The 21,961-nt window shown below is 58.5% G+C and carries 25 protein-coding genes; 12 read left to right on the forward strand and 13 right to left on the reverse strand.

Features of this window, described 5'->3' with window-relative positions:
* Window positions 1-406 precede the first annotated feature (406 nt).
* Window positions 407-1,477: a Holliday junction branch migration DNA helicase RuvB gene (gene ruvB / locus LKR43_RS01155; protein ID WP_227682010.1), complete on the reverse strand. Its 1,071-nt coding sequence runs from the start codon at window positions 1,475-1,477 to the stop codon at window positions 407-409.
* A 157-nt stretch (window positions 1,478-1,634) separates the two neighbouring features.
* Between ruvB and LKR43_RS01160 the strand changes: the two genes are divergently transcribed.
* Window positions 1,635-2,603 (forward strand): threo-3-hydroxy-L-aspartate ammonia-lyase, encoded by a 969-nt coding sequence (locus LKR43_RS01160; RefSeq protein ID WP_227682011.1) that lies wholly within the window; start codon window positions 1,635-1,637, stop codon window positions 2,601-2,603.
* A gap of 14 nt (window positions 2,604-2,617) precedes the next feature.
* Here LKR43_RS01160 and ruvA read toward each other — a convergent pair whose 3' ends face one another.
* The 6 genes from ruvA to LKR43_RS01190 are packed head-to-tail and all read right to left on the reverse strand — an operon-like array spanning window position 2,618 to window position 7,867.
* Window positions 2,618-3,193, reverse strand: coding sequence for a Holliday junction branch migration protein RuvA (gene ruvA, locus LKR43_RS01165; protein WP_227682012.1), 576 nt, complete (start codon window positions 3,191-3,193; stop codon window positions 2,618-2,620).
* Window positions 3,194-3,221: 28 nt separating this feature from the next.
* Entirely contained in the window at window positions 3,222-3,767 is a 546-nt protein-coding gene (gene ruvC, locus LKR43_RS01170) for a crossover junction endodeoxyribonuclease RuvC (protein WP_227682013.1), read from the reverse strand.
* Window positions 3,768-3,779: 12 nt separating this feature from the next.
* On the reverse strand, window positions 3,780-5,372 hold the full coding sequence (gene purH, locus LKR43_RS01175) for a bifunctional phosphoribosylaminoimidazolecarboxamide formyltransferase/IMP cyclohydrolase (RefSeq protein ID WP_227682014.1): 1,593 nt from the start codon (window positions 5,370-5,372) through the stop codon (window positions 3,780-3,782).
* Window positions 5,373-5,396: 24 nt separating this feature from the next.
* Complete coding sequence (locus LKR43_RS01180; RefSeq protein ID WP_180030770.1) at window positions 5,397-5,639, reverse strand: helix-turn-helix domain-containing protein; 243 nt, start codon at window positions 5,637-5,639, stop codon at window positions 5,397-5,399.
* Between the two features lie 28 nt (window positions 5,640-5,667).
* Entirely contained in the window at window positions 5,668-6,687 is a 1,020-nt protein-coding gene (gene dusB / locus LKR43_RS01185; protein WP_227682015.1) for a tRNA dihydrouridine synthase DusB, read from the reverse strand.
* Between the two features lie 28 nt (window positions 6,688-6,715).
* Entirely contained in the window at window positions 6,716-7,867 is a 1,152-nt protein-coding gene (locus LKR43_RS01190) for an FAD-dependent monooxygenase (protein ID WP_227682016.1), read from the reverse strand.
* 61 nt (window positions 7,868-7,928) lie between these two features.
* Between LKR43_RS01190 and LKR43_RS01195 the strand changes: the two genes are divergently transcribed.
* From LKR43_RS01195 to LKR43_RS01210, 4 genes are all read left to right on the forward strand, one after another.
* Complete coding sequence (locus LKR43_RS01195) at window positions 7,929-8,372, forward strand: hypothetical protein (protein WP_227682017.1); 444 nt, start codon at window positions 7,929-7,931, stop codon at window positions 8,370-8,372.
* 329 nt (window positions 8,373-8,701) lie between these two features.
* Window positions 8,702-9,037: a hypothetical protein gene (locus tag LKR43_RS01200; protein ID WP_227682018.1), complete on the forward strand. Its 336-nt coding sequence runs from the start codon at window positions 8,702-8,704 to the stop codon at window positions 9,035-9,037.
* A 29-nt stretch (window positions 9,038-9,066) separates the two neighbouring features.
* Window positions 9,067-9,930, forward strand: a complete 864-nt coding sequence (locus tag LKR43_RS01205) for a cytochrome c oxidase assembly protein (protein WP_227682019.1) — start codon at window positions 9,067-9,069, stop codon at window positions 9,928-9,930.
* A 23-nt stretch (window positions 9,931-9,953) separates the two neighbouring features.
* Entirely contained in the window at window positions 9,954-11,459 is a 1,506-nt protein-coding gene (locus tag LKR43_RS01210; RefSeq protein ID WP_227682020.1) for a M48 family metalloprotease, read from the forward strand.
* Here LKR43_RS01210 and LKR43_RS01215 read toward each other — a convergent pair.
* The 4 genes from LKR43_RS01215 to LKR43_RS01230 are packed head-to-tail and all read right to left on the reverse strand — an operon-like array spanning window position 11,456 to window position 14,219.
* The gene (locus LKR43_RS01215; RefSeq protein ID WP_227682021.1) at window positions 11,456-12,547 is read right to left on the reverse strand and encodes an alpha/beta fold hydrolase; all 1,092 of its coding nucleotides are present in this window, start codon (window positions 12,545-12,547) and stop codon (window positions 11,456-11,458) included. The two genes, LKR43_RS01210 and LKR43_RS01215, sit on opposite strands and share 4 nt — an antisense overlap.
* Window positions 12,548-12,556: 9 nt before the next feature.
* Window positions 12,557-12,979, reverse strand: a complete 423-nt coding sequence (locus LKR43_RS01220) for a nuclear transport factor 2 family protein (protein WP_227682022.1) — start codon at window positions 12,977-12,979, stop codon at window positions 12,557-12,559.
* A 53-nt stretch (window positions 12,980-13,032) separates the two neighbouring features.
* Window positions 13,033-13,245 (reverse strand): zinc-finger domain-containing protein, encoded by a 213-nt coding sequence (locus LKR43_RS01225; RefSeq protein ID WP_227682023.1) that lies wholly within the window; start codon window positions 13,243-13,245, stop codon window positions 13,033-13,035.
* Window positions 13,246-13,298: 53 nt separating this feature from the next.
* Window positions 13,299-14,219 carry a branched-chain amino acid transaminase gene (locus LKR43_RS01230; protein WP_227682024.1) on the reverse strand — a complete coding sequence of 307 codons (921 nt, stop codon included), beginning with the start codon at window positions 14,217-14,219 and terminating at the stop codon, window positions 13,299-13,301.
* A 161-nt stretch (window positions 14,220-14,380) separates the two neighbouring features.
* Between LKR43_RS01230 and LKR43_RS01235 the strand changes: the two genes are divergently transcribed.
* The 3 genes from LKR43_RS01235 to LKR43_RS01245 all read left to right on the forward strand — a co-directional run bounded on the left by LKR43_RS01235 (window position 14,381) and on the right by LKR43_RS01245 (window position 16,942).
* Window positions 14,381-15,049 (forward strand): AzlC family ABC transporter permease, encoded by a 669-nt coding sequence (locus tag LKR43_RS01235; RefSeq protein WP_227682291.1) that lies wholly within the window; start codon window positions 14,381-14,383, stop codon window positions 15,047-15,049.
* Window positions 15,046-15,387 carry an AzlD domain-containing protein gene (locus tag LKR43_RS01240; protein ID WP_227682025.1) on the forward strand — a complete coding sequence of 114 codons (342 nt, stop codon included), beginning with the start codon at window positions 15,046-15,048 and terminating at the stop codon, window positions 15,385-15,387. The genes LKR43_RS01235 and LKR43_RS01240 overlap by 4 nt, the downstream gene beginning before the upstream one ends.
* Before the next feature lie 181 nt (window positions 15,388-15,568).
* A complete protein-coding gene (locus LKR43_RS01245) occupies window positions 15,569-16,942 on the forward strand; it encodes a DEAD/DEAH box helicase (RefSeq protein ID WP_227682026.1) in 1,374 nt (457 codons plus the stop codon).
* Between the two features lie 26 nt (window positions 16,943-16,968).
* On the opposite strand, the gene LKR43_RS01250 is transcribed toward LKR43_RS01245, so the two are convergent.
* Window positions 16,969-17,352 carry a thioredoxin family protein gene (locus LKR43_RS01250; RefSeq protein WP_227682027.1) on the reverse strand — a complete coding sequence of 128 codons (384 nt, stop codon included), beginning with the start codon at window positions 17,350-17,352 and terminating at the stop codon, window positions 16,969-16,971.
* Window positions 17,353-17,413: 61 nt separating this feature from the next.
* Here LKR43_RS01250 and LKR43_RS01255 point away from each other — a divergent pair, with 61 nt between their 5' ends.
* From LKR43_RS01255 to LKR43_RS01265, 3 genes are all read left to right on the forward strand, one after another.
* Complete coding sequence (locus tag LKR43_RS01255; protein WP_370632044.1) at window positions 17,414-18,208, forward strand: EI24 domain-containing protein; 795 nt, start codon at window positions 17,414-17,416, stop codon at window positions 18,206-18,208.
* Window positions 18,209-18,239: 31 nt separating this feature from the next.
* On the forward strand, window positions 18,240-19,049 hold the full coding sequence (locus tag LKR43_RS01260) for a molybdopterin-binding protein (RefSeq protein WP_227682028.1): 810 nt from the start codon (window positions 18,240-18,242) through the stop codon (window positions 19,047-19,049).
* Window positions 19,050-19,138: 89 nt separating this feature from the next.
* Window positions 19,139-19,930, forward strand: coding sequence for an IclR family transcriptional regulator (locus LKR43_RS01265; RefSeq protein ID WP_227682029.1), 792 nt, complete (start codon window positions 19,139-19,141; stop codon window positions 19,928-19,930).
* Window positions 19,931-19,993: 63 nt separating this feature from the next.
* Here the strand turns inward: LKR43_RS01265 and LKR43_RS01270 are convergent, their stop codons facing one another.
* Window positions 19,994-20,974 (reverse strand): tripartite tricarboxylate transporter substrate binding protein BugD, encoded by a 981-nt coding sequence (locus LKR43_RS01270; protein ID WP_227682030.1) that lies wholly within the window; start codon window positions 20,972-20,974, stop codon window positions 19,994-19,996.
* 351 nt (window positions 20,975-21,325) lie between these two features.
* Between LKR43_RS01270 and LKR43_RS01275 the strand changes: the two genes are divergently transcribed.
* Window positions 21,326-21,913, forward strand: a complete 588-nt coding sequence (locus tag LKR43_RS01275) for a phasin family protein (protein ID WP_227682031.1) — start codon at window positions 21,326-21,328, stop codon at window positions 21,911-21,913.
* The last annotated feature ends 48 nt before the right edge of the window (window positions 21,914-21,961 follow it).

Consider the following 21,961-nt stretch of genomic DNA (forward strand, 5'->3'; position numbering starts at 1 on the left):
GTTTGGGCCACGATCTGATATTTGACGTGATCTGATTTATGCCACGATCTGATTTTCGCGGCGATCCGATAATCACGCAGCCATGCCATTCATGCCGTGCCAGTATGGGGCCCGCAGCGGTGTTGCGACTGTCTGGGGTATGAGGGGGTGGGGAGGCGGTCAGGCGTGCGCCGCCTGCTTCCGAAGGGAGGCCGGGGGATGTCGTCGGGCGCTGTCTGAGTGAGCGCAGCGAACGAGTTCGCCCGACGCCCGGCAGGACGAGGAAGAGGCGGAAGCAAGCACGCCGTGCCGGACCACCCCCTCATACCCCAGACAGTCGCCATAAGGCCCCCATACTGGCACGACATGAATGGCACAGTTATGGCCTTAAACCGGTCAGATAACCTTGAACCAATCAGGCAAAAAATCACCCAAACAAATCGCCCGTTGAGCCAGAGGTCCCTGAGGGCGGTGCCAGGCCGAGATGCCGCCAGGTGGTTTGGGTAGCGATTCGCCCGCGTGGCGTGCGCTGCAGATAGCCTTGCTGTATCAGGAAAGGCTCGATCACGTCTTCTATGGTGTCCCGTTCCTCGCCGATGGCGGCGGCCAGACTGTCGACCCCTACGGGGCCGCCGTCGAACTTGTGCACGATGGCTTCCAGCAGCTTTCTGTCCATGAGATCCAGACCTTGCGGGTCGACCTCCAGCATGGACAGCGCTGCACTGGCCACGGCTTCGTCTATCTTGCCGTTGGCCTTTACTTCCGCGTAGTCGCGCACGCGGCGCAGCAAGCGGTTGGCGATGCGTGGCGTTCCGCGCGCACGGCGGGCAATCTCGATGGCGCCTTCAGGCGTGATATGCGCGTTCAGCAGATGGGCGCTGCGACCGACGATATGGGTCAGGTCATCAGTGTTGTAGAACTCAAGGCGGGACACAATGCCGAAGCGGTCGCGCAAGGGGTTGGTCAGCATGCCTGCACGGGTGGTTGCGCCGACCAGTGTAAAGGGCTGCAGATCGATCTTGACGCTACGGGCCGCCGGACCTTCACCGATCAGGATGTCGATCTGGAAGTCTTCCAGTGCCGGATAAAGAATTTCCTCGACCACGGGCGACAGCCGGTGGATTTCATCTATGAACAATACATCGTTTTTTTCAAGATTCGTCAGGAGCGCGGCCAGGTCGCCTGCACGCTCAAGGACCGGGCCCGAAGTCTGGCGCATTTGCACGCCCATTTCGTGAGCCACGATATGAGCCAGCGTGGTCTTGCCCAGGCCCGGAGGGCCGAACAGCAAGACGTGGTCCAGCGCTTCGCCACGGTTCCGGGCGGCAGCGATGAAGATCTCGAGTTGTTCGCGGACACGGTGCTGACCGATATATTCCGAAAGCTCGCGAGGGCGCAGGGCCCGTTCTATGGAATCTTCGTTGGGCGAGCTGCTGTGCGGCGCTACCAGACGTTCTGGTGCGGGCAGGCTGGAAAGCGAGTCGGAATGAATGGCCATGACTATCTAGCTGATTAAATTTACAGTAGTAATCGTAACCCAACTACTGCGTATCGGGGCAGCCATTTGCGCAGTATGCCGGCGATTCAAGCATAATTGCGGCTGTATGTCTGCCAGTGTCGTATCCTGGATTATCGTTTAACTTTGGCGCCGCCCCATGAACCCAAGCTTACCTACTTATGAAGACGTTGTGCAGGCCAGCCAGCGGCTGGAAGGAATCGCCCACCGTACACCCGTAACGACCTCCTCGAGCCTGGACGCCCGGCTGGGCGCCCTGGTATTTTTCAAATGCGAGAACTTTCAGCGCATCGGCGCTTTCAAGTTTCGAGGCGGTTATAACGCCCTGGCCAGTCTCGACAGCGAGCAGCGCAAGGCGGGGGTTGTGGCTTTTTCTTCAGGCAACCACGCACAGGCGGTAGCATTGGCCGCCCGCATGCTCGATATCAAGGCCACCATCGTCATGCCGCACGACGCTCCTGCCGCCAAGAAGGCCGCAACACGAGGCTATGGCGCACAGGTAGTCGAGTACGACCGCTACAAACAAAACAGGGAAGAGATCGCCCATGGGCTCGTGCAGGCGCAGGGCCTGACCCTGATTCCACCCTTCAATCACCCGGACGTCATAGCCGGTCAGGGTACGGCAGTCAAAGAACTGCTCGAGGAAACCGGTGGTCTGGATATGCTGTTCGTGCCTCTGGGCGGTGGCGGGTTGTTGTCAGGATCGTTACTGGCTGCTCATGCCATCAGTCCGGATTGTGCCGTGTACGGTGTGGAACCCGAGGCGGGTAACGATGGCTGGAAATCGTTTCACAAGGGCGAGATCGTCGGCATCGATACACCTGTGTCCATCGCTGACGGCGCACTGACCCAGGCGTTGGGTTCCCTTACTTTTCCCATCATTCGCCAGCATGCACACGACATCGTCACGGTCAGCGACCAGCAGTTGGTGCAGGCCATGCGGTTTTTTGCCGAGCGCATGAAAATGGTGGTTGAGCCTACCGGTTGCCTGGGGGCCGCTGCGGCTCTGAGCGAAATCGTTCCGGTCAAAGGAAAACGGATAGGTGTGCTGCTGAGTGGCGGCAACGTTGATCTTGCCGCCTATTCAGCTTACCTGACGGCGGCCTGAGCGCGGAGCGTGGCTTATGCCCTGGCCAGTGACTTGAGGGCCAGGCGTATGCCCTCGGCCACGTCCACGCCTTCGGGCAGTCCTTTCAGTGCAGCCTGGGTTTCACTATTCGAATAGCCCAGCGACAGCAGGGCATTCAGGATGTCGTCGCGGCCCGACGAGACGGCCCCGCCTGTATGCGACAGGTCTGCCCCCAGCTTGCCACGCAGCTCCAGCAGCAGGCGTTCCGCCGTCTTCTTGCCTATACCGGGCACGCGTGTGAGCAGACCGGTTTCCTGCTGGGTAATGGCATTGGCAAGGTCGTCTACGCTCATGCCCGACAGTACGGCCAGCGCGGTGCGCGCACCTATGCCCGTCACCTTGATCAGTGCCCGGAATGCGCTGCGTTCTTTGGGCGACAGAAAGCCATATAAGGTGTGTGCGTCTTCGCGTACGGCAAGATGGGTGTACAGCGTGACGGTGGCGCCGTTTTCGGGCAGATCATATAGCGTGCTCATTGGCACATCGATTTCGTAGCCGACGCCGCTTACGTCGATGCAGACGATAGGCGGGGTTTTCTCAATCAGCGTGCCGGTAATGCGACCGATCATGGTGAATCCTTGTCAACAGATGTAAGGCCTAGCCGAGCAGGCGGCCGCCACGGATGCGGCTGGCCCGACCGGACGCAAGCTGTCCGGTATCCTGCAGGCGTTGCGTAAGAGGGTGAAAATGAGCGTGGCAGATGGCGCAGGCCAGCGCATCGGCCGAGTCGGCAGCCGGCATGCCGTTCAGGCCCAGCAGATGCTGCACCATCTTCTGCACCTGCTCTTTGGCCGCATGCCCGTTGCCCACGACCGATTTCTTGATCTGCAGGGCTGTGTACTCGTGTACGTCCAGCAGGCTGTCGGCAAGCGCGCACATGGCGGCACCCCGGGCCTGGCCCAGCAACAGGGTGGACGCCGGATTGGTATTGACGAAGACCTTTTCCAGCGCCGAGACCGTGGGCTTGGTTGACTGCACGATTTCGCGGATATTGTCGAGTATGACCTTGAGCCGTCCGGCCAGGGCCTGGTCGGACGGCACCACGATGGTACCGCTGGTCACGTAGACCAGACGAGAACCCTGGATATCGATGACGCCAAAGCCGGTGCGACGCAGGCCCGGATCGATGCCCAATATGCGCATGAGGCTTTACGCCTAGTGGCGGAAATGCCGGGCGCCGGTGAAGACCATGGCAATGCCGCGTTCATTTGCCGCTGCGATGACCTCATCGTCGCGTATGCTGCCGCCGGGCTGGATGATGCAGTTGGCACCGGCGTCTGCCACGACGTCCAGACCGTCGCGAAACGGAAAGAATGCGTCTGAGGCCACTGCCGAACCCGTCAGGCTCAGACCGGCATTTTCAGCCTTGATGGAGGCGATGCGGGCGGAGTCGATACGGCTCATCTGGCCTGCACCGACACCCAGGGTCATGCCGCCGCCTACAAACACGATGGCGTTGGACTTAACGTATTTGGCAACCTTCCAGGCAAACTGGAGGTCTTGCATTTGAGCGGCTGTGGGCGCCAGTTCGGTGACCACCTTGAACGCATCTTCGGGTACCTGATAGTCGTCGGGATTTTGCACCAGCCAGCCGCCACCAACGCGCTTGATGTCGAACTCGTTGTGTCCGTTGCCCTGTGGTACTTCAAGTACACGAACATTTTTCTTGGCTGCGAAAATTGCCAGTGCTTCCGGCGTATAGGCCGGTGCCAGCAGGACTTCCACAAACTGGCCGCTGACGGCCTGTGCGGTTGCCTCGTCGACGGGGCGGTTAAAGGCAATGATGCCGCCAAAGGCGGAAGTGGGGTCGGTTTTGAAGGCTTGCTGGTAGGCATGCAGCGAGCTGTTGCCGATCGCAACGCCGCAAGGATTTGCGTGCTTGACGATGACGCAGGCTGTGGTCTGGAAGCTGCGTACGCATTCCCAGGCAGCATCGGCATCGGCGATATTGTTGTACGACAGTTCCTTGCCTTGCAGCTGACGATAGCTGCCCAGCAGGCCATCCTGCAAGGGCTGGTCTATGTAGAAGGCAGCCGACTGGTGGGGGTTCTCGCCATAGCGCAGGATTTGCTGGCGCTTGACCTGTACGGTCAGGTTTTGGGGCCAGGCATTGCGTTCGGGCTCTTGTTCCTGTGCGGGTTCGGCGCTTGCCAGGCTGCTCAGGTAAGAGGCGATGGCGCCATCGTAGGCGGCTGTGTGAGCATAGGTTTTGGTGGCCAGTTCCAGACGCAGGGCATATGAAGGACCGCCCTGGGGGCCGTCCATGTCGGCCAGAATACGGGGGTAGTCAGCCGGATCTATGGCTACGGTGACGCCGCCTTCCGCAGTGCCATGATTTTTGGCCGCGGCGCGCAACATGGCGGGGCCGCCAATGTCTATGTTCTCAACGGCATCGGCGAATGTACAGCCGGCCCTGGCGATGGTTTCGCGAAAGGGGTACAGGTTTACAACCAGCAAATCGATGCGTTCGATGCCATGTTCTTCCAGGGTTTTCAGGTGTACTTCGCTGTCGCGGCGGGCGAGCAGTCCGCCATGTATTTTTGGATGCAGTGTTTTTACACGGCCGTCGAGGATCTCGGGCGAGCCGGTGTGTGCAGCCACTTCGGTGACGGTGAGCCCGGCATCGGCAAGCTGCCTGGCCGTGCCGCCCGTAGACAGCAGGCGTACGCCGCGCTGTGCAAGCGCCTGCGCAAATTCAACAATACCGGTTTTGTCGGAAACCGAAAGTAAGGCAGTCTGGATTTTCATGGAATCGAAATGTGAAGTGTGAAATCAGGGTTGGAGGTCGTGCGCCTGCAATTTTTTCCTTAGCGTGCTGCGGGTAATGCCCAGCATTTCTGCTGCCTTGGATTGGTTGCCATGGGTTTGCTCGAGTGCAATTTGCAATACGGGCCGCTCGACGCAGTTGACGACCATGGCCAGCAGGTCGCGCGGCTGGGCTTCGTCGCCCAGGTCGGTAAAGTAGCGTTCGAGTTGGGCTCGTACGGATTGCTCCAGTGGGTTAGTTGTACTCATGATCCTTGGTGATTCTGTTTTTGGGCATTCAGAGGGTTGCGGCCCCGGATGCCCTGGCCATTATTGGCTCGTTGGATGGATGGCGGTCGAACCACTGCGCGATGGCACGGGTTTGCTCGCCGGTACTGCTGATTGTGTTGACCTGGGGCAAAAGTTCCTGGGCGTCTGGCAGGTCGGCCAGATACCAGCCTATATGCTTGCGCGCCGAACGAACCCCGGTGAACTCGCCATAAAACTGATAATGGTCTTCAAGGTGGTCAAGCAGGCAGTCACGTAACTCGCCATAGGTGGGCGGCGGCAAATATGTGCCGTGAGCCAGATAATGGCTGATTTCACGAAAAATCCAGGGCCTGCCCTGTGCAGCGCGACCGACCATGACTGCGTCGGCGTTTGTGTACTCTAGTACGTATTTGGCTTTTTCGGGACTATCGATATCCCCATTGGCAATGACCGGAATCTGTACTATCTGCTTGACCTCACGTATCGTATCGTACTCCGCCTGGCCTTGATAAAGGTCACAGCGGGTGCGGCCGTGCAGGGTGATGGCGGCAACGCCAATGTCTTCTGCCAGCCGCGCAATCCGTACGGCATTGCGCGATGCGCTGTCCCAGCCTGTGCGGGTTTTCAGTGTAACCGGAATGTTCCGTGGCTTGCAGGCATCAACCACGCTGCGCAATATGCGTGCGACCAGCTGTTCGTTGCGCAGCAGCGCAGAGCCCGAAGCCACGTTGCAGACCTTTTTCACCGGGCAACCCATGTTGATGTCTATGATGCGGGCGCCTTTTTCTATGTTGAACACGGCGGCTTCGGCCATCATGTCAGGATCCGAGCCTGCAATCTGGACGGCAATCGGGTCGATTTCGCCGTCATGATTCAGCCTTCTTGACGTTTTGACGCTGTTCCACAGGCGTGGATTGCTGGCCGCCATTTCGGACACGGCATAACCTGCCCCCAGCGCTTTGCATAATTTGCGGTAGGGGCGATCGGTTACGCCTGCCATGGGGGCGACGAAAACAGGGTTGGGAAGGGACCAGGAGCCGATGCGCATCGGAGTGATTTTAACCCCCGGAAAAGTTTTAGGTGCGCAGACCTTGCAACAAGTGGCGGGCCAGGGGTGTGCGCAACGAAGGAACCAGATCCAGCGCGAGCAATGCCAGTCCACCCGCATGTTCGACCAGGGGAATGCCGGTGCTGAACACGCGGGGCAGAAAATCGGTGATTCCGGCGGTAAGCCAGCGATCAGGGCGCCGCTGGCTGGCAAAACGTGCCAGCAGGGGGCTCGGATCGGTGTCGGGACGGGCCAGCCACGGCGCCAGGGTCTGGCCCAGCTGGGCAGCATCGCGCAGCCCGAGGTTCAAGCCCTGTCCGGCCACCGGGTGCAGCGTTTGGGCAGCGTTGCCGATGGCGACTGTTCTGTCGTTGATCAATGACGGTCCGGCGTGCATGCTTAATGGAAAAATATGGCGCTGGCCCAGGCAGGTGAAGTTGCCCAGGCGTTCACCGAACATGGTGCGCAGGGCCACGGCAAAGTCGGCGTCAGGCAAACCCTGCAATTGCTTCGCGTGATCGGGAGCGCAGCACCACACGACGCCATACACGTCATCGGCCTGGGGGTGCGGCAGGATGGCCAGAGGACCTTCGCGGGTGAAGCGCTCGAAGGCCCAGTGTTTTCTGGGTTGTGCGGCGCGTACGGTAGCGAGCAGGGCATGCTGCTTGTAGTGGCGCTCTATGCCCTGGGGCCTGACGCCATCGGACTGTATGGCAAGGGCACTGGAAAACGACGTTTCGTTGTCCTGGAAAGTCAGATGGCCCGGCGCAGGATGAGGTGCAGCCGTGGATTCGATCAGGGTGGCCCCGGATTGTTGCAGTGCCTGGTGCAAGGCCTGCAGCAAGGCGTCGTATGCAACCACGCTGCCCAATCGGGGTACATCGAGCTCGTCGTGCCTGATCAGTGTGCGTCCCAGGCGGCCTCGTTGGGAAACATGTACGGTGTGGATGTCGGCGGACTCAGCCGGCCAGCCGTTCAGGTGCTCAAGCAGGGCGCGGCTGCCGTGATTCAGGGCCAGGGTGCGGGGGTCCACATCCTGAGTGCCAGGGCGTGAATGAAATTGCCGGCCGAGCAGCGCAATACGATCGGGCCGCGGCGACTTGCCGGCCAGCATCAGCGTCAGTGCGGCGCCCGCTGGGCCCGCACCGCAGATGACGATATCGTAGGTGGGCCTATCCATATGCTTTCCATGCTTGACTACAATGTTGAAATTGTAGGCCTTAATGATCAGACCCGGAATCATGACTCAAAGCAGTGCTGTAGCCCCTTCTCCTCATCGCAGCAAGGTCACGGTTGCCTGGCTGGCTTGCTTGCTGGGTTTTACCGGCGCCCACGCCTGGTATATGGGGCGTTCCTGGGCCTGGTTATGGACCGCCTTTACCGCCCTGATGCTGATACTGGCGCAGTTTTACCCGGTATGGTGGGACAACCCGCCTTTTCTGTTACTGATCGTGCCGATTGCCGCCGGCTTCATAGAGGCGCTGGTCTTTGCCTTGACGCCCGACGAAAAATTCGACCGGAAATACAACCCGGAGTCAGGGCGGACCACACGCACCGGCTGGGGGCCGGTGCTGGCTGCTATCGCGGCGACGTTCCTGGGCGGAACCGTCCTGATGTTCGGTCTGGCGCTGATCGTCATGCATGTCTACAAGGCCATGGGCTGGCTCGACGGCTACGTATACTGATTTCTTTATGAATTTCTTGCAATTGGAAGCCGTCCCAGGGTTGTCCCTAGGCGGGTATGCGGCTACAATGAAGGCTGTCAATTCTATAGGAGCCACGAGGTGAATTCCGACCCCGGCGACAGTAATAGTCGATCTTGCATCGACCACTCGTTCACCAGGCGCGTCTAGGCAGCAAGCTCACCCAAGCTCCGCAATGCCACGCCCTGGTTTTTCCAAGGCGTGGTATCTGATCATTCAGACTCCCGTCGTATCAATGTGCAAACCGGGCCGCCTTAGGCGGCCGGTTCTCGCGCCGCCCTGACGGCGCGCATAAAACAATGGGGGTTCTTATGCGTTTATTTAATTTGTTCCTGCGTCGTGCCGGCCTGCAGTCGGTACCCGTCCGTGTCCCCAGCTCGACCTCGAGGCTTACGGTGGTGTGCCCCCGGCATCAGCTTGCCGATGTGCGCAAGCAGATCTATCAGGGTTTCGAAGGCTCTGGGCTGCGAGTGGCAACATTGCAGGTTGATCGCGCTTTACAGCACGATATGGCACGTACCTGTGTCACCGTTCATTGCCCGCCGGAATTGCGTTCCGTGCTCATGACACAAGCCCGGCAGCTCAGTCAGTTTCCCGGCGTTGCACAGGTTCAGTGGGGCGATCAGCGCCATATTGCTTTAAACTAGGCGGGTTCGCGCTAACTGAATTTTTCTTCATGATAGTCATTGATTGGCTGACGCCCTGGGAATTTTCCCCCGCGTTGCTACTGATGTTTTTTGCCGGTTGCTGGCTGTTCTTGCGCGGCTGCCGTGTCCATCGGGTCAGCTTCGCACGCCAGTTGCTTTTCTGGCTGGGCGTCGTTTTTCTGTATTTGTCATTGCACACGCGTGTCGACTACTACGCCGAACGCATGTTCTTCATACATCGCCTGCAGCACCTGGTCCTGCATCATCTGGGGCCACTGTTGATCATGGGCGCATACCCGGGTCAGGTGTTGCGCGCCGGACTGCCCATGCGCTGGCGTCTGCGCTTGCGTGACTTTCGCCAGACAAAAACCGGCCGTGGGCTCGAGGCGGTGCTGACCAATAAAATCTTCGTGCCAGTGCTGTTTGTCGTGCTGGTTGTCGGCTTCCTGATTCCCACGGTGCAGTTCTACTCCATGCTTGACTGGCGTCTGTACCGTTTCATGAACTGGTCGGTGGTAATCAGTGGTTTCATGTACTGGAATTTGATTCTCGACCGGCGCCCCAGCCCGCCGGCAGTACTGTCGCCCGGCGGACGAATCATCTCGCCCGTGCTGACCATGGTGCCGCAAATGGTGGTGGGGGCGATCATTACCTTCACCGAATATGATCTGTATCCCATCTTTGATCTTTGCGGACGCGCGATTCCGGGCATGACGGCCCTGACGGATCAGGCCATAGGCGGGCTCACAATGTGGGTGCTGGCCGGCTTCGTCGAGGTGTTCGGCCTGCTCTTTGCCCTGGCAACACTCATGCGTCTGTCAGGCAAGAATCGATTACCCAATAAACAAGATCTTTTGCGGCGCAAACAGGCGGTGGTTGCCCCCATTTCCTGACGCTCCCGCACTACTTCGGACTCATGGCTGCCACCAGAACTGATTTTCGAAACCGATTTTATTCCCGCGCGGTCAGCGCCGGACTTATTGCGTTGATGTGCTGGAGCGGGCCGGCAGTCACGCAGCCCGTGGGCATCCCCAGCATGGGGTCGGCTTCGTCAGCAGAGCTTTCGCCCGCCCTGGAGCGTACGCTGGGCGATGCCATTATGGAGCAGGGGCGGCGCGATCCCACTTATATCGCTGATCCGGACGTCAGTCAGTACCTGACCGAAATGGGCCGGCGCCTGGCGGCCAACGCTCCCGGTGGATCTGGTCAGCGCATTACGATATTTGGTGTGCGAGACCCTCAAATCAATGCGTTTGCCCTGCCGGGTGGCTATATAGGCATCAACAGCGGGCTGGTCGTTTCGGCCCAGAGCGAATCCGAACTGGCTTCGGTTGTAGCCCATGAAATCGGCCATGTTGTGCAACGGCATATTGCGCGCGGCATGACGCAACGTTCTCAAAGCGGCCACGTGGTGATTGCGGCCCTTGCCGCAGCCTTGCTCGCCGCCCTGTCCGGCAGCAGCGATCTGGCCATGGGTGTGGCGGCGTTCGGCCAGGCTGCTGCAGTGGATCGCCAGTTGGGTTTTTCCCGCCAGGCCGAGCAGGAAGCTGATCGCGCAGGGTTTGAAATGATGCGCCAGACGGGCTTCGATCCGCGCGGCATGGTGCGTATGTTCCAGCAATTGGGCAACGCATCCCGGCTCAACGAGGGTTCAGGCGGCGGCTATACCAGTACCCATCCCCTGTCCATCCAGCGCATGTCCGACATCCAGAACCGGGTTGCAAGATTGCCCTCGACTACCGTGCGCAGTGCAGACTCCTTCTGGTACATACGCGCCAAGCTGCGCGTCGTGCAGGCGCGCAGCAGCCAGCCCTTGCGTAATGCGCTGGATAAACTGCGGCTGGACGCCCGGCAAAAGACAGGAGTCGAGCAGTCGGCGGCCTGGTATGGTCTGGCCTATGCCGCCTGGCAAAAGAAAGACTGGTCGGCGGCGAGCGAGGCGCTGGCCCAGGCGCAAAAAGGCAATGTAAACAGCCCGGAGATCGCCGGCTTGGCCGTTGCGCTGGCGCTGGAGCAGGGAGACAACGCACAGGCGGCCGCCTTGTCCGCTGCGGCCTGGAAGCGCTGGCCCGACAGCCAGGGTGTTGCCCTGGCGCGGGTCGAGGCCCTGCAAAAGATGGGTCAGGACGAACAGGCAGTGCAACTGCTGTCACAGCTGACCAAACAATGGCCGGATGTTCCGCGCTTGCACCAGTTGCAGGCACAAAGCTACGAACGTCTGGGACGCCATATCGAGGCCAGGCGCGCCATGGCGAGCTTTTACGAGCAGACCGGGGCCTTGCCCTCGGCGGTCGCACAGCTTGAACAGGCGCGCAGCATGTCCAAAGACTTTTACGTGCAGTCCGAGCTGGATGTGAAGATACGCGAGCTTAAAGAACGCCTGGCGTCCGACCGCCAGCTACTGGAGCGTTTCAAGTCTTAGCGGCCGCTTTCGAAGAATCGTGCCAGTCTGGCCGGCAGCCAGCCCAGATGACCGGGGAAGGGCGCTGTGACGAAAGCGGCGTGGCCCCCCTCGGCGGGCTGGTGCAACAGAACACTGGATGAACAATCGTGCGAGCCTGGCAATGACGGCCCGGGAACAAAGGGGTCGTTACGAGCATTCAGCACCAGGGTCGGTACGGCAATGTCGGGCAGCAGCGGCTTGCTTGACGCCCGCGTCCAGTAATCCAGCGCGTTTTTGTATCCGTGCATGGGCGCCGTATACAAAGTATCGAACTCACGTAGCGTCTTGCACTGGCTTAGTCTGAAGACATCGATATTGCCAGGAAAGCGCTTGGCTTTTTCGACAATCTTGGTTTTCATGGTCTTCAGAAAATAGCGTGTGTACAGGCGCTTGCCCAGCGAGGTGTCCGACAGCTGCGTTCCGCAGGCCAGCAGGTCCATGGGAACCGATACTGCGGTCGCTGCCGTCAGCCACGACAGCGTACTGCCTTGTTCGCCCAGGTGCTTGAGCATGGCATTGCCGCCGAGCGAGACACCTGTGGCATGCCAGCGTGCGTGGGGCAGCCGTTGGCGGACTGTATCCAGCATGAACTCTATATCGGCGGAGTCCCCGGAGTAATAGGCCCGGGCCATACGATTTGGAAAACCTGAGCAACTGCGGAAATGAGCAATTACAACGACCCAGCCGCGCGCACGGAAGTATTGGGCGATCGCCTGGGCATAGTGACTGCGGCTGCTGCCTTCCAGACCGTGGAACAGGATCAGTGCAGGGGTTCCAGGCGCAGTGGGCAGCGAATCCCAGTCTTCCGCTTGCAGCCAGCGTCGTGCGGCTGTGTTTTGCAGGGCAGGGTCTGGCTCTATGGCCTGGCCGTTCGCCAGCCGGTCGGAAAACAGGCCGGGCCCCGTCCAGTCGAAGTCCAGGAAGTCGCCGTCAGGGGTATTGACGCGTTCACGTGCGAACGAAATATGGTGGTAGCGCGCCATGAGCACGCCATACACGGTTTGCAGGTGTCCGCCTGGCAGCCACGCGGGGCTGGGACAAGGTGAGGTGTCAATCTGTGCCGTCACGTCCCGCCTTCAGTGCAGCGTGTCGGGCCGGTCTTGCAAATCGAACAGGTCGATTTCCTGCGGCGCGTGCGACGCATGGTGCAAGACCATTTTCCAGCCGTAGCGGCCTTTGTGGAAAATGTTGGTGGAATAGCAATGCGCAGTCTGGCTGCCTTGTGCCGTGCTGACGGACAGTTGTTCTATCAGTACGTGAATCGAGCTCATGACGCTGGTCATGATCATGGGACGCACAGGCTGGATGTTGACCGGACCGTTGGCGAAAATCTGCTGCCAGGCGCTTTTCAGGGCGTCGTGGCCTATGGTCCGCATTCCGCCCGGGTGTATGCAGACCACCTCCTCGTCGTCAGCCCAGACCTGCATCATCAATGCAAGGTCAGCTTGACGCAGCGCCTGATAGAACGCCTGCTCGGCCTCTTGGGGTGTGGTGAACATATAGCGGGTAACCGGTAGTAGCGGAGCGCGCCCCGAAAGGGCACTTGCGCCTGTTAGTGTCCGTGAACCTTTTCGCCGTCTCTGAGCTGATAGGCGGCACTGCAGTAGGGGCACAAGGCCTTGCCGGTCTTGGCGACTTCAATGTAGACGCGGGGGTGCATGCTCCAGAGCGGCGAGTGTGGCCCCGGGCAGTACAGGGGCAAGTCGTCGGCCTTCACGAAGATAGTGTCATCTTTGGGAACTGCGGTATTGGGGGTACTGCTCATGGTAGATCCTGATAAATAGATTTTGTATGGATGGTATGCAGCGCGTGGCCGGCTTATACCTTGCTTAGCCAATGATGATATTTGGGATTCTTGCCGTTGGCGACATCAAAGAATGCCTTTTGCAGCTTGGCCGTTATGGGGCCGCAACTGCCTGCACCGATGACGCGGCGATCGACTTCGCGTATGGGGGTGACTTCGGCGGCGGTTCCTGTAAAAAAGGCTTCGTCTGCGATGTAAAGATCGTCGCGAGTAAGACGCTTGGTCAGGACGGGAATGCCCAGGTCGGCCGCCAGCGTGTGAATGGTCGAGCGTGTGATGCCGGTAAGGGCCGAGGCGATTTCAGGCTCGCACAGGACGCCGTCTTTGACGATGAAAATGTTCTCGCCCGAACCTTCGGCCACGAACCCGTCGGTATCGAGCAGAATGGCTTCGTCGTAGCCGTGATCCAGTGCTTCGGCGTTGGCGATGATGGAGTTGGCGTAGGTGCTGGCAACCTTGGCACGCGGCATGGTTACATTGACGTGCTGGCGCGCATACGACGAAATCTGTACGCGTATGCCTTGCTGCAAGGCTTCTTCACCCAGATAGGCACCCCAGGGCCAGGCGGCAATGGCAACGTGAACCTTGGCGCCTTTGGGCGAAACGCCCATTTTTTCGGAGCCGTAGAACACCAGCGGACGAATGTAGCAGGATTCCAGCTTGTTCTGGCGCACGACGTCGAGCTGGGCAGCGTTGATGGTGTCTTGGTCGAAGGGAATGTCGATCTGATAGATATGCGCTGAATTGAACAGGCGGCGCGTGTGATCCTGCAGGCGGAAAATGGCCGTGCCGATTTCGGCGTTATAGGCACGTACACCTTCAAAGACAGACAGTCCGTAGTGCAGGGAATGCGTCAGCACGTGGGTCGTTGCGTCGCGCCACGGCACCATTTGGCCGTCGTACCAGATTAAACCATCACGATCAGACATGGACATTGCGCTCTCCCTTTAGACGAGGCTCGATTGTAGCAAGCGTGAGAAGCTTACAATAGCCGATTTTCGTACGGGATCCTAACATCGTGAAAGAGTCCAGGTTCGCCTTCAGGCGCCTTGATGCGCGTAAATGGCAAAATCTCCGGACGGGCCTGGTTGATGTCATGCCTGCCCTGGTTGCCACCGCGACCTGGGGTTTTGTGACCGGAATCGCCCTGGTCAAGTCGGGCCTCACCGAAAGCATGGCCACCCTGATGACGCTGATGGTCTATGCCGGCTCGGCTCAACTGACCTCGCTGCCTTTGCTGGAGTCGTCCGCACCTTTGTGGCTGATTTTCGCGGCAGGTACCGTCGTCAATATACGATTTGTCATTTTCGGTGCGGCGCTTCAGCCTTATTTTCGGCACCTTTCGTGGGTCAAGCGGTTGTTCCTGGGCTACCTGACCACTGATTTCTCGTTTGTGCTGTTCATGGCCCGTCATGGCGAAAGCCGTGACAGGGGAACGCCCGATCAGCTTTGGTATCTGCTGGGGGTGATCATTCCGGGCTGGATTACCTGGAACCTGTTTTCCTTGCTGGGTATTTTTCTGGGATCGTTCGTGCCGGCCAGTTGGTCGCTTGAGTATGCCGCCATTCTGGCCCTGATGGCGATCATACTTCCCCTGGTCAAGACCCGGCCCATGGTCATGTGCCTGCTTGTGGCGGGTGTCATTGCGTGGGTGGGCCAGCCACTGCCGCTGCGCCTGGGCCTGGCCGCAGCCGTCGTGGGAGGCATTATTGCCGGCGTGCTGGCAGAGCGTCAGATGAACAGGGCAAGGAGCAGGGCGTCATGATCGGTGATCTGGAATTCGATTGGTATGTGCTGGGAGCAATAGGCTTGCTGACTGTATGCAGCTTCCTGACCCGCGCAGGGTATTTTTTGTTTGGCGATCATATCCCCCTGACTGACTCTGTTCGCAGTGCATTGCGGTACGCGCCGACTGCGGCCCTGGTGGGTATTGTCGTGCCCGAGCTGTCGCCCTGGACCGAGTCAGGCCCGGTGATCGATATCAGGCTCATGGCTGCCATTATTGCGATACTGGTGTTCTGGCGCACCCGCAGTACGGTCATGGTGATTGTGGGGGGCATGATCGCCTATTGGGTGCTGAAAGGCCTGGCGGGACTCTTCTGAACCATCAGCCAGACGTGAAAATGTGACAAAGCGTATGCTTTTCACGACATTTCCCGGCTTTTATACCGGCATTAGGGCGTCATGCGTTGCCAAGTCATGATACGGCCGCATGCTGCGTTAAAATACCGGGGTTATCAGAGCCGGCCACGGATACTCCTGCGGCCGGCATCGACCATCTTCAATGACTGACACTACAAACATCGATACCCCGGCTCCTACTTTTTCCGATTTTGGTCTGCATCCAAGTATCTTGCAGGCAATAGCCGAAACCGGATACACCACACCGACGCCAATTCAGGCCCAGGCCATGCCCGTGGTCATGGATGGCCGTGATGTCATGGGCGCTGCGCAAACGGGCACCGGCAAAACGGCCGCGTTTACCCTGCCCATTCTGCATCGCCTCATGCAGTTTGCCAACACCAGTGCATCACCTGCGCGTCACCCGGTGCGTGCCCTGATACTGACTCCCACCCGTGAGTTGGCTGACCAGGTCGCCGAAAGCGTGACGACGTATGCCAAGGCTACACCGCTGCGTTCCACCGTGGTATTCGGCGGAGTCGACATCGGGCCTCAGCGCGATGCATTGCGCCGTGGATGTGAAATCCTTATTGCTACGCCAGGTCGGCTGCTTGATCATGTCGAACAAAAGACCGTGAACCTGAGTCAGGTGGGTATTCTGGTGCTGGACGAGGCCGATCGCATGCTGGACATGGGCTTTCTGCCCGATCTGGATCGCATCGTGCGTCTGCTTCCGGCCAAGCGCCAGGGCTTGTTGTTTTCGGCGACCTTCAGCAATGAAATCCGCAAACTGGGTCGCAGTTACCTGAACTCACCCGCTGAAATAGAAGTCGCTGCCCGCAACGCGACGGCCGATACGGTCAGCCAGATCGCCTACCCGCTGTCAGGTAGCGACAAGCGCGCCGCCGTGGTGCATCTGGTCAAGTCGCGTGGTTTGAATCAGGTCATAGTGTTTTCCAACACCAAGATAGGCACCAGTCGTCTTGCCCGTGAACTGGTTCGTGACGGCATCAAGGCGGAATCCATACATGGCGACAAGAGCCAGCTGGATCGCATGAAAGCGCTCGACGCCTTCAAGGCTGGTGATCTCGAGGTGCTGGTGGCAACCGATGTGGCGGCGCGCGGCCTTGACGTCGCCGGCGTGCCTTGCGTCATCAACTACGATCTGCCCTATAACGCAGAAGACTACGTTCACCGTATTGGTCGTACCGGTCGCGCGGGCAACAAGGGCGAGGCTATCGCTTTCTTTGCGCCCGAAGAAGAGCGCTATCTGCTTGATATTGAAAAACTCATCAAGGCCAAGATTCCGCGTGGCCAGCTTGCCTTGCCTGCAACGTCGCGCCGCACTTCGTCTGGTGCGCGCGGCGAACGGCGCGGCTATACCAGTGCCAGTGCGGCTCCATCGAAGCCGGTAGACGAATTCTTCTACAAGCCTTACGTGCCATCGCCCGGAACAGGCAAAACCGATAACACGCGCACCAAGCCCGTGGCGACGCCTGCCAAGAAGTCGGTGGGCATTCTGCTGGGCGGGCGTTGAGCCGGCTTCAGGCCGCGTGCCTGCAATCAGGCGTCTTCCAGCAAATCCAGCAGCGCCCCGGGGCTTTGTTCAACCAGGGGCGCGTCATCATCCATGCTTGCTATCAGTCGCTCAAGATGGCTGATGTGGGGCAGCAGCGTCCCGAAAAACAGGCTGCCGCGCTGATCCTGTAACAGCAGTGTGGGAAAATTTTCTACATCGTCATCACCGAGCAGCTCTGGATTTTCTTCAATATCAACCCATATGAAAGTATGCTCGGGCATTCTGGCGGCCAAGTCGTCGAAGGCGGGGCGATATTCAGTACAGGTATCGCACCAGGCGGCGCAATAACAGACTACCGCCAGACCAGGGTGCTCGCGCAAATGTGCCTTCAGGGCAGAAATATTATGTTGGGGTTCGAATATTTGCATAAAAGACAAATGGGACCTGGTTTGACTATGATGATCGAATCGTTGATTCAAGGCGGTATCTATGAACCAATCTAATCTGGCTGTTCGCAAGCAGCCGTCGCCGGCATGGGAAATGGCCACAGTAGGGCTGGCCTTCAAGCGTGCGCTTGTTTCGCAGTGCCATCCCAGAATGCTGGTGGCTTTGTTCCTGCCGTTCATCATCGCATTGCTGGGCGCAATTATATTACTTTGGGCTTTCTGGGATCCACTGACTGGCTGGTTGAACGTGCAGGCGTCAGACTGGGGCGTGGTCAACCAGATCGATCAATGGATGCTGGCGATAGGCCTGTTTTCCATCAAGCTTTACCTGGTACCGTTGCTTGCGGTGGGCATATTGTTGCCGATTTCCGGGATATTGGGCCTGGTCATCGCTGCCGTGTTCGTCATGCCCATCGTATTGCGACATCTGGAAAAAACCGAGTACCAGGGTGTTTCGCGTCAAGGGCGTTTCTCAACGACGGTAGGTGCCTGGAATGCCGCCTGGGTAGGTGTGCTGTTTGCCATTGGGTGGGTGCTGACCATGCCCTTGTGGTTGATTCCGCCGTTTGCCGTTTTGCTGCCCATTTTCTGGTGGACCTTTGCCTTCACACGTATGCTCAGGGTCGATGCCACCATCGAGCATGCCAGCGCGCAAGAGCGGCGGTTATTGTGGCGCATGCACAATCGACAATGGTGGGTCATCGGGTTTATTCTTGCGCTGATCAATCTGTTTCCGCCGGCCTGGCTGTTCCTGCCGGTATTTTCTGCCTTGGTGTTCGCCCATTTTGGCCTTGAGTCATTAAGGCGTTTGCGGGCGCAGAACGTTATTGACGTCTGATGTCCACCTCATCGTGCCGGAGATCGCGCAAATGAATAATGCAACACCGAATGTGACACGCAAAGTCCGGCTGATCGTCATCGGAGACGAGATCCTTTCGGGCAGACGCCAGGACAAGCACCTGAGCAAGTTCATCGAGCTGCTGTCCCAGCGTGGCATGTACCTGGTTGGTGCAGAATTTATTTCTGATGATCGCGACACGATAGCAGCCACACTGGCCCGCAGTTTTGCTACCGAAGATGTGGTTTTTTCGTGTGGCGGCATAGGCGCCACGCCCGATGATCAGACCCGTCAGGCGGCTGCGCAGGCGCTTGGTGTGGATCTGGTGCTGCACCCCGAGGCCAAACGACTGATTACCGAGCGGTGTGCCGACAATGAACGGCGCGGACAAGGTAGTGCAGACATGACTCTGCCCGAAAATCAGCAACGCCTGCAAATGGGCGTGTTTCCGGCCGGTGCCGAGATCGTTCCTAATGCCTATAACAAAATTCCCGGCTTTTTCATCAAGGATCATACCTTCATGCCGGGTTTTCCGGTCATGGCGTGGCCCATGATGGAATGGACGCTCGACACACGCTATGCCGCTTTGCAGCACAAGTCCCGGCGGGTCGAGCATTCCTTCCTGGTGTTCAATTTACCCGAATCGCGCATTACACCGGCACTCGAGGAAATCGAAAGGCGCTGGCCCGGCGTCAAGGCCGTCAGCCTGCCCAGCATGGGTGGAACGGGCCGGCCGCACATTGATCTGGGCGTCAAAGGCGAGCCCGAGGCGGCAGCCCAGGCGCTCAGTTATTTAAGGGATGAAGTGGCCAGGGCAGGGGGCGAACTGACACCGTCGTAAAAATAAAGCTTGCCATAACCTGATTTTTTTTCATATTATGGGATTGTTGCGTTGCGTCAAAAAATATAACCATGCCACGAACCTCTCTCATGAAACCGACGCCCAATGGCATGCCTGCCATCAACGGACACTCAATCACGATACAGGTGCTCGAGCGCGCCATGCTCCTGCTGGATGTTCTGGCGCAGCAGGCAGACCCGGTGGCGTTGAAAGACTTGGCTGCGGCGACCGGGCTGCACACCTCTACAACACACCGCATTCTGAATGACCTGGTGGTCGGGCGCTATGTCGAGCGTGTCGACAGCGGGCAATATCAATTGGGAATGCGTCTGCTGGAACTGGGCTCGCTGGTCAAGGGCAGGCTCAATGTTCGTGAAGTGGCGCTTGAGCCCATGCGTGAGCTGCACAAGCTGACGGGTCAGACCATCAACCTGTCGTTGCAGCAGGGCGACGAAATTGTTTACATAGAAAGGGCCTGGAGCGAGCGCTCGGGCATGCAGGTCGTGCGTGCCATTGGGGGGCGGGCGCCATTGCACCTGACCTCTACCGGCAAATTGTTTTTGTCGGTCAGCGACCCGCGCCAGGTCAGGGCATACATCACCCGTACAGGCCTGGCGGGCACAACGCGCAACAGCATTACCCAGGCAGAACAGCTCGAGCGGGACCTGGCGTTGGTACGTCGCCATGGCTACTCGCGTGATAACGAAGAGCTGGAAATGGGAGTCCGGTGCATTGCCGCCGGCATTTACGATGATACGGGCAAGATGCAGGCGGGCCTGTCGATTTCCGCCCCGGCAGAGCGCATGCGGGATGAGTGGATACCGATATTGCTGCGCACGGCTGGCCAGATATCGGAAGCCTTGGGCTACGAAGCCCCGTAACGCCAATAAAAATGCCCCGCCAGCGCGCTCAAGCGGGGCATGCCATGTGTGGCGGTCAGGTACTTATTGAGGCTGTATACCTGATTTCTTGAACAGCTCGGCCCACTGAGGAACTTGCTGGTTCACTTTTTTGGTCAATGCTTCACCGTTGGCTTCGTTCGTAAGCACGGTGGCGCCCAGGCCAGCCATGCGTTTCTGGAAGTCTTCATTCGCCAGGCCGGCTTGCAGTGCCGAGGTGAGCTTGTCGGTTACTGCCTTGGGAGTGCCTTTGGGCGCCCACATGCCGTGCCAGATACCCACTTCGAAGCCATCGTAGCCGGCTTCCTGCATGGTGGGCAGGTCAGGCAGCGTTGGAACACGTTGCTTGCTGGTGACCGCGTAGGCTTTGACGGTGCCGGCCTTGATGTGCTGGGTGGTATTGGTGGTTTGGTCGCACATCACGTCAACTTGCTTGCCCAGCAAGTCGTTCATTGCCGGACCGGTGCCCTTGTAGGGGATAGTCAGCAAATCAACGCCAATGGCATTGGTAAACATGGTGCCGCACAGATGGCTGGCCGCGCCGATGCCTGCGTTAGCCAGGGCAACCTTGTCTTTGTTGGCTTTCAGGTAGGCGACCAGCTCTTCGATGTTGTTGGCAGGGAAGTCGGAGCGGGCGATGATGGTCATGGGCACGTCGACGACCAGACCAATAGGCTCAAAGCTGGTGTCGGGGTTGTAGCCAGGGTCTTTATACAGGGATGGAGCGGTCGAGAAGCCGATATGCATCAACAGGATGCTGTAGCCATCGGGTTTTGCGCGGGCAACCTGGCTGGTACCGATAGTACCGCCTGCGCCGCCCTTGTTCTCGACAACGATGGTTTCACCCAGCGAGGCACGCATGGCTTCACCCAGTGAGCGTGCAACGTTGTCGGTGGGACCGCCGGCAGAGAACGGTACGACCATGTTGACCGCGTGGTCGGGGTAGTCGGCGGCTTGTGCAATACCGGCGCTAAGTAGTGCGCTGGCAAACACGGCTGATCCAAGCTTCAGTCTTTTGGATTTCAAGTTTGACTCCATGTTTTGTAACGAAACGGAAAGGTGTTGGTGAGATGATGGAAGCTAAAAGAAATAAGCGGACTGAATGCTAGGGTAAAACCAGCGGCCTGTCCCTTAGGTTAAGCCCTTACTTTTTCAATTTTGTTCGGGAAATCAGATCAAAATCAAAAAAGAGATAAATGTTGCGTCGCAACAAATATCTATTGACTTGGTTGTTTTTTAACGTAAAATAGAATTTGTGCGATGCAGCAAGAAGGTTTTCACACAAGTTTGGTGATTTGCTTAGCCTTCTTTATTTTATGTTTGAACACTGTTCAATTATCAGCAGTCGCGTAGCGACTGCCTTATAAAGGAAATATTATGAGCGCAATCCCCCAACACGTATTGGCTAACCAGAAAGCCTCGCTGGACAACCTGCTGGCCATCCAGGGCACTTTTTTCGGCGGCTTCGAAAAGCTGGTTGACCTGAATCTCAAAGTTATCAAGGCCACCCTCGACGAAGTAGCGCAAAAGTCGCAAGAAGCCATCGAGCTGAAAGACGCCCAGGAAGCAGTAGCTTTCTCGTCCAGCCTGGTTCAGCCCAGCGCTGAAAAAGCCCTGGCTTACAGCAAGCATGTCTATGACATTTTCTCGGGTGTTCAGGTGGACCTGTCCAAGCTGACCGAAGAGCAGGTTGCTCAAGGCCAACGCCAGGTTTCCGACGCGATCGACCAGATCTCGAAGAACGCGCCTACCGGCTCCGAAGGTGCTGTTGCTTTGCTGAAGTCCTCGCTGGCTACAGCAAACAGTGCTTACGAATCCGTTGCCAAGGCTACCCGCCAGGCAACCGAAGCTGCTGAATCCAACATCAACGCAGCTGCTTCGGCAACGTTCAAGGCCGCTACCGATGCCGCCGAAGCCGCCAACAAGGCAGCTCCCCGTGCACGTCGCGCCAGCGCAGCCAACTAAGTTGTAGCAGCTCTCCTTGCGGGAGTCTGCAATAAAAAGCCCAGGACA

It is taken from the genome of Pusillimonas sp. MFBS29 (genome assembly GCF_020687695.1).
Taxonomy (GTDB): domain Bacteria; phylum Pseudomonadota; class Gammaproteobacteria; order Burkholderiales; family Burkholderiaceae_B; genus Pusillimonas_C.

Coding starts and splice junctions, on each gene's coding strand:
- LKR43_RS01220 (WP_227682022.1), bottom strand. CDS start 12,979: ATGTTCACCACACCCCAAGAGGCCGAGCAGGCGTTCTATCAGGCGCTG.
- ruvC (WP_227682013.1), bottom strand. CDS start 3,767: ATGCGCATATTGGGCATCGATCCGGGCCTGCGTCGCACCGGCTTTGGC.
- ruvA (WP_227682012.1), bottom strand. CDS start 3,193: ATGATCGGTCGCATTACCGGCACGCTGATTGAGAAAACCCCGCCTATC.
- LKR43_RS01190 (WP_227682016.1), bottom strand. CDS start 7,867: ATGGATAGGCCCACCTACGATATCGTCATCTGCGGTGCGGGCCCAGCG.
- LKR43_RS01255 (WP_370632044.1), top strand. CDS start 17,414: ATGAACCAATCTAATCTGGCTGTTCGCAAGCAGCCGTCGCCGGCATGG.
- LKR43_RS01240 (WP_227682025.1), top strand. CDS start 15,046: ATGATCGGTGATCTGGAATTCGATTGGTATGTGCTGGGAGCAATAGGC.
- LKR43_RS01200 (WP_227682018.1), top strand. CDS start 8,702: ATGCGTTTATTTAATTTGTTCCTGCGTCGTGCCGGCCTGCAGTCGGTA.
- LKR43_RS01245 (WP_227682026.1), top strand. CDS start 15,569: ATGACTGACACTACAAACATCGATACCCCGGCTCCTACTTTTTCCGAT.
- LKR43_RS01275 (WP_227682031.1), top strand. CDS start 21,326: ATGAGCGCAATCCCCCAACACGTATTGGCTAACCAGAAAGCCTCGCTG.
- LKR43_RS01160 (WP_227682011.1), top strand. CDS start 1,635: ATGAACCCAAGCTTACCTACTTATGAAGACGTTGTGCAGGCCAGCCAG.
- LKR43_RS01210 (WP_227682020.1), top strand. CDS start 9,954: ATGGCTGCCACCAGAACTGATTTTCGAAACCGATTTTATTCCCGCGCG.
- LKR43_RS01230 (WP_227682024.1), bottom strand. CDS start 14,219: ATGTCCATGTCTGATCGTGATGGTTTAATCTGGTACGACGGCCAAATG.
- LKR43_RS01235 (WP_227682291.1), top strand. CDS start 14,381: ATGCCTGCCCTGGTTGCCACCGCGACCTGGGGTTTTGTGACCGGAATC.
- LKR43_RS01265 (WP_227682029.1), top strand. CDS start 19,139: ATGAAACCGACGCCCAATGGCATGCCTGCCATCAACGGACACTCAATC.
- LKR43_RS01260 (WP_227682028.1), top strand. CDS start 18,240: ATGAATAATGCAACACCGAATGTGACACGCAAAGTCCGGCTGATCGTC.
- LKR43_RS01250 (WP_227682027.1), bottom strand. CDS start 17,352: ATGCAAATATTCGAACCCCAACATAATATTTCTGCCCTGAAGGCACAT.
- purH (WP_227682014.1), bottom strand. CDS start 5,372: ATGAAAATCCAGACTGCCTTACTTTCGGTTTCCGACAAAACCGGTATT.
- dusB (WP_227682015.1), bottom strand. CDS start 6,687: ATGCGCATCGGCTCCTGGTCCCTTCCCAACCCTGTTTTCGTCGCCCCC.
- LKR43_RS01195 (WP_227682017.1), top strand. CDS start 7,929: ATGACTCAAAGCAGTGCTGTAGCCCCTTCTCCTCATCGCAGCAAGGTC.
- LKR43_RS01180 (WP_180030770.1), bottom strand. CDS start 5,639: ATGAGTACAACTAACCCACTGGAGCAATCCGTACGAGCCCAACTCGAA.
- LKR43_RS01205 (WP_227682019.1), top strand. CDS start 9,067: ATGATAGTCATTGATTGGCTGACGCCCTGGGAATTTTCCCCCGCGTTG.
- LKR43_RS01225 (WP_227682023.1), bottom strand. CDS start 13,245: ATGAGCAGTACCCCCAATACCGCAGTTCCCAAAGATGACACTATCTTC.
- ruvB (WP_227682010.1), bottom strand. CDS start 1,477: ATGGCCATTCATTCCGACTCGCTTTCCAGCCTGCCCGCACCAGAACGT.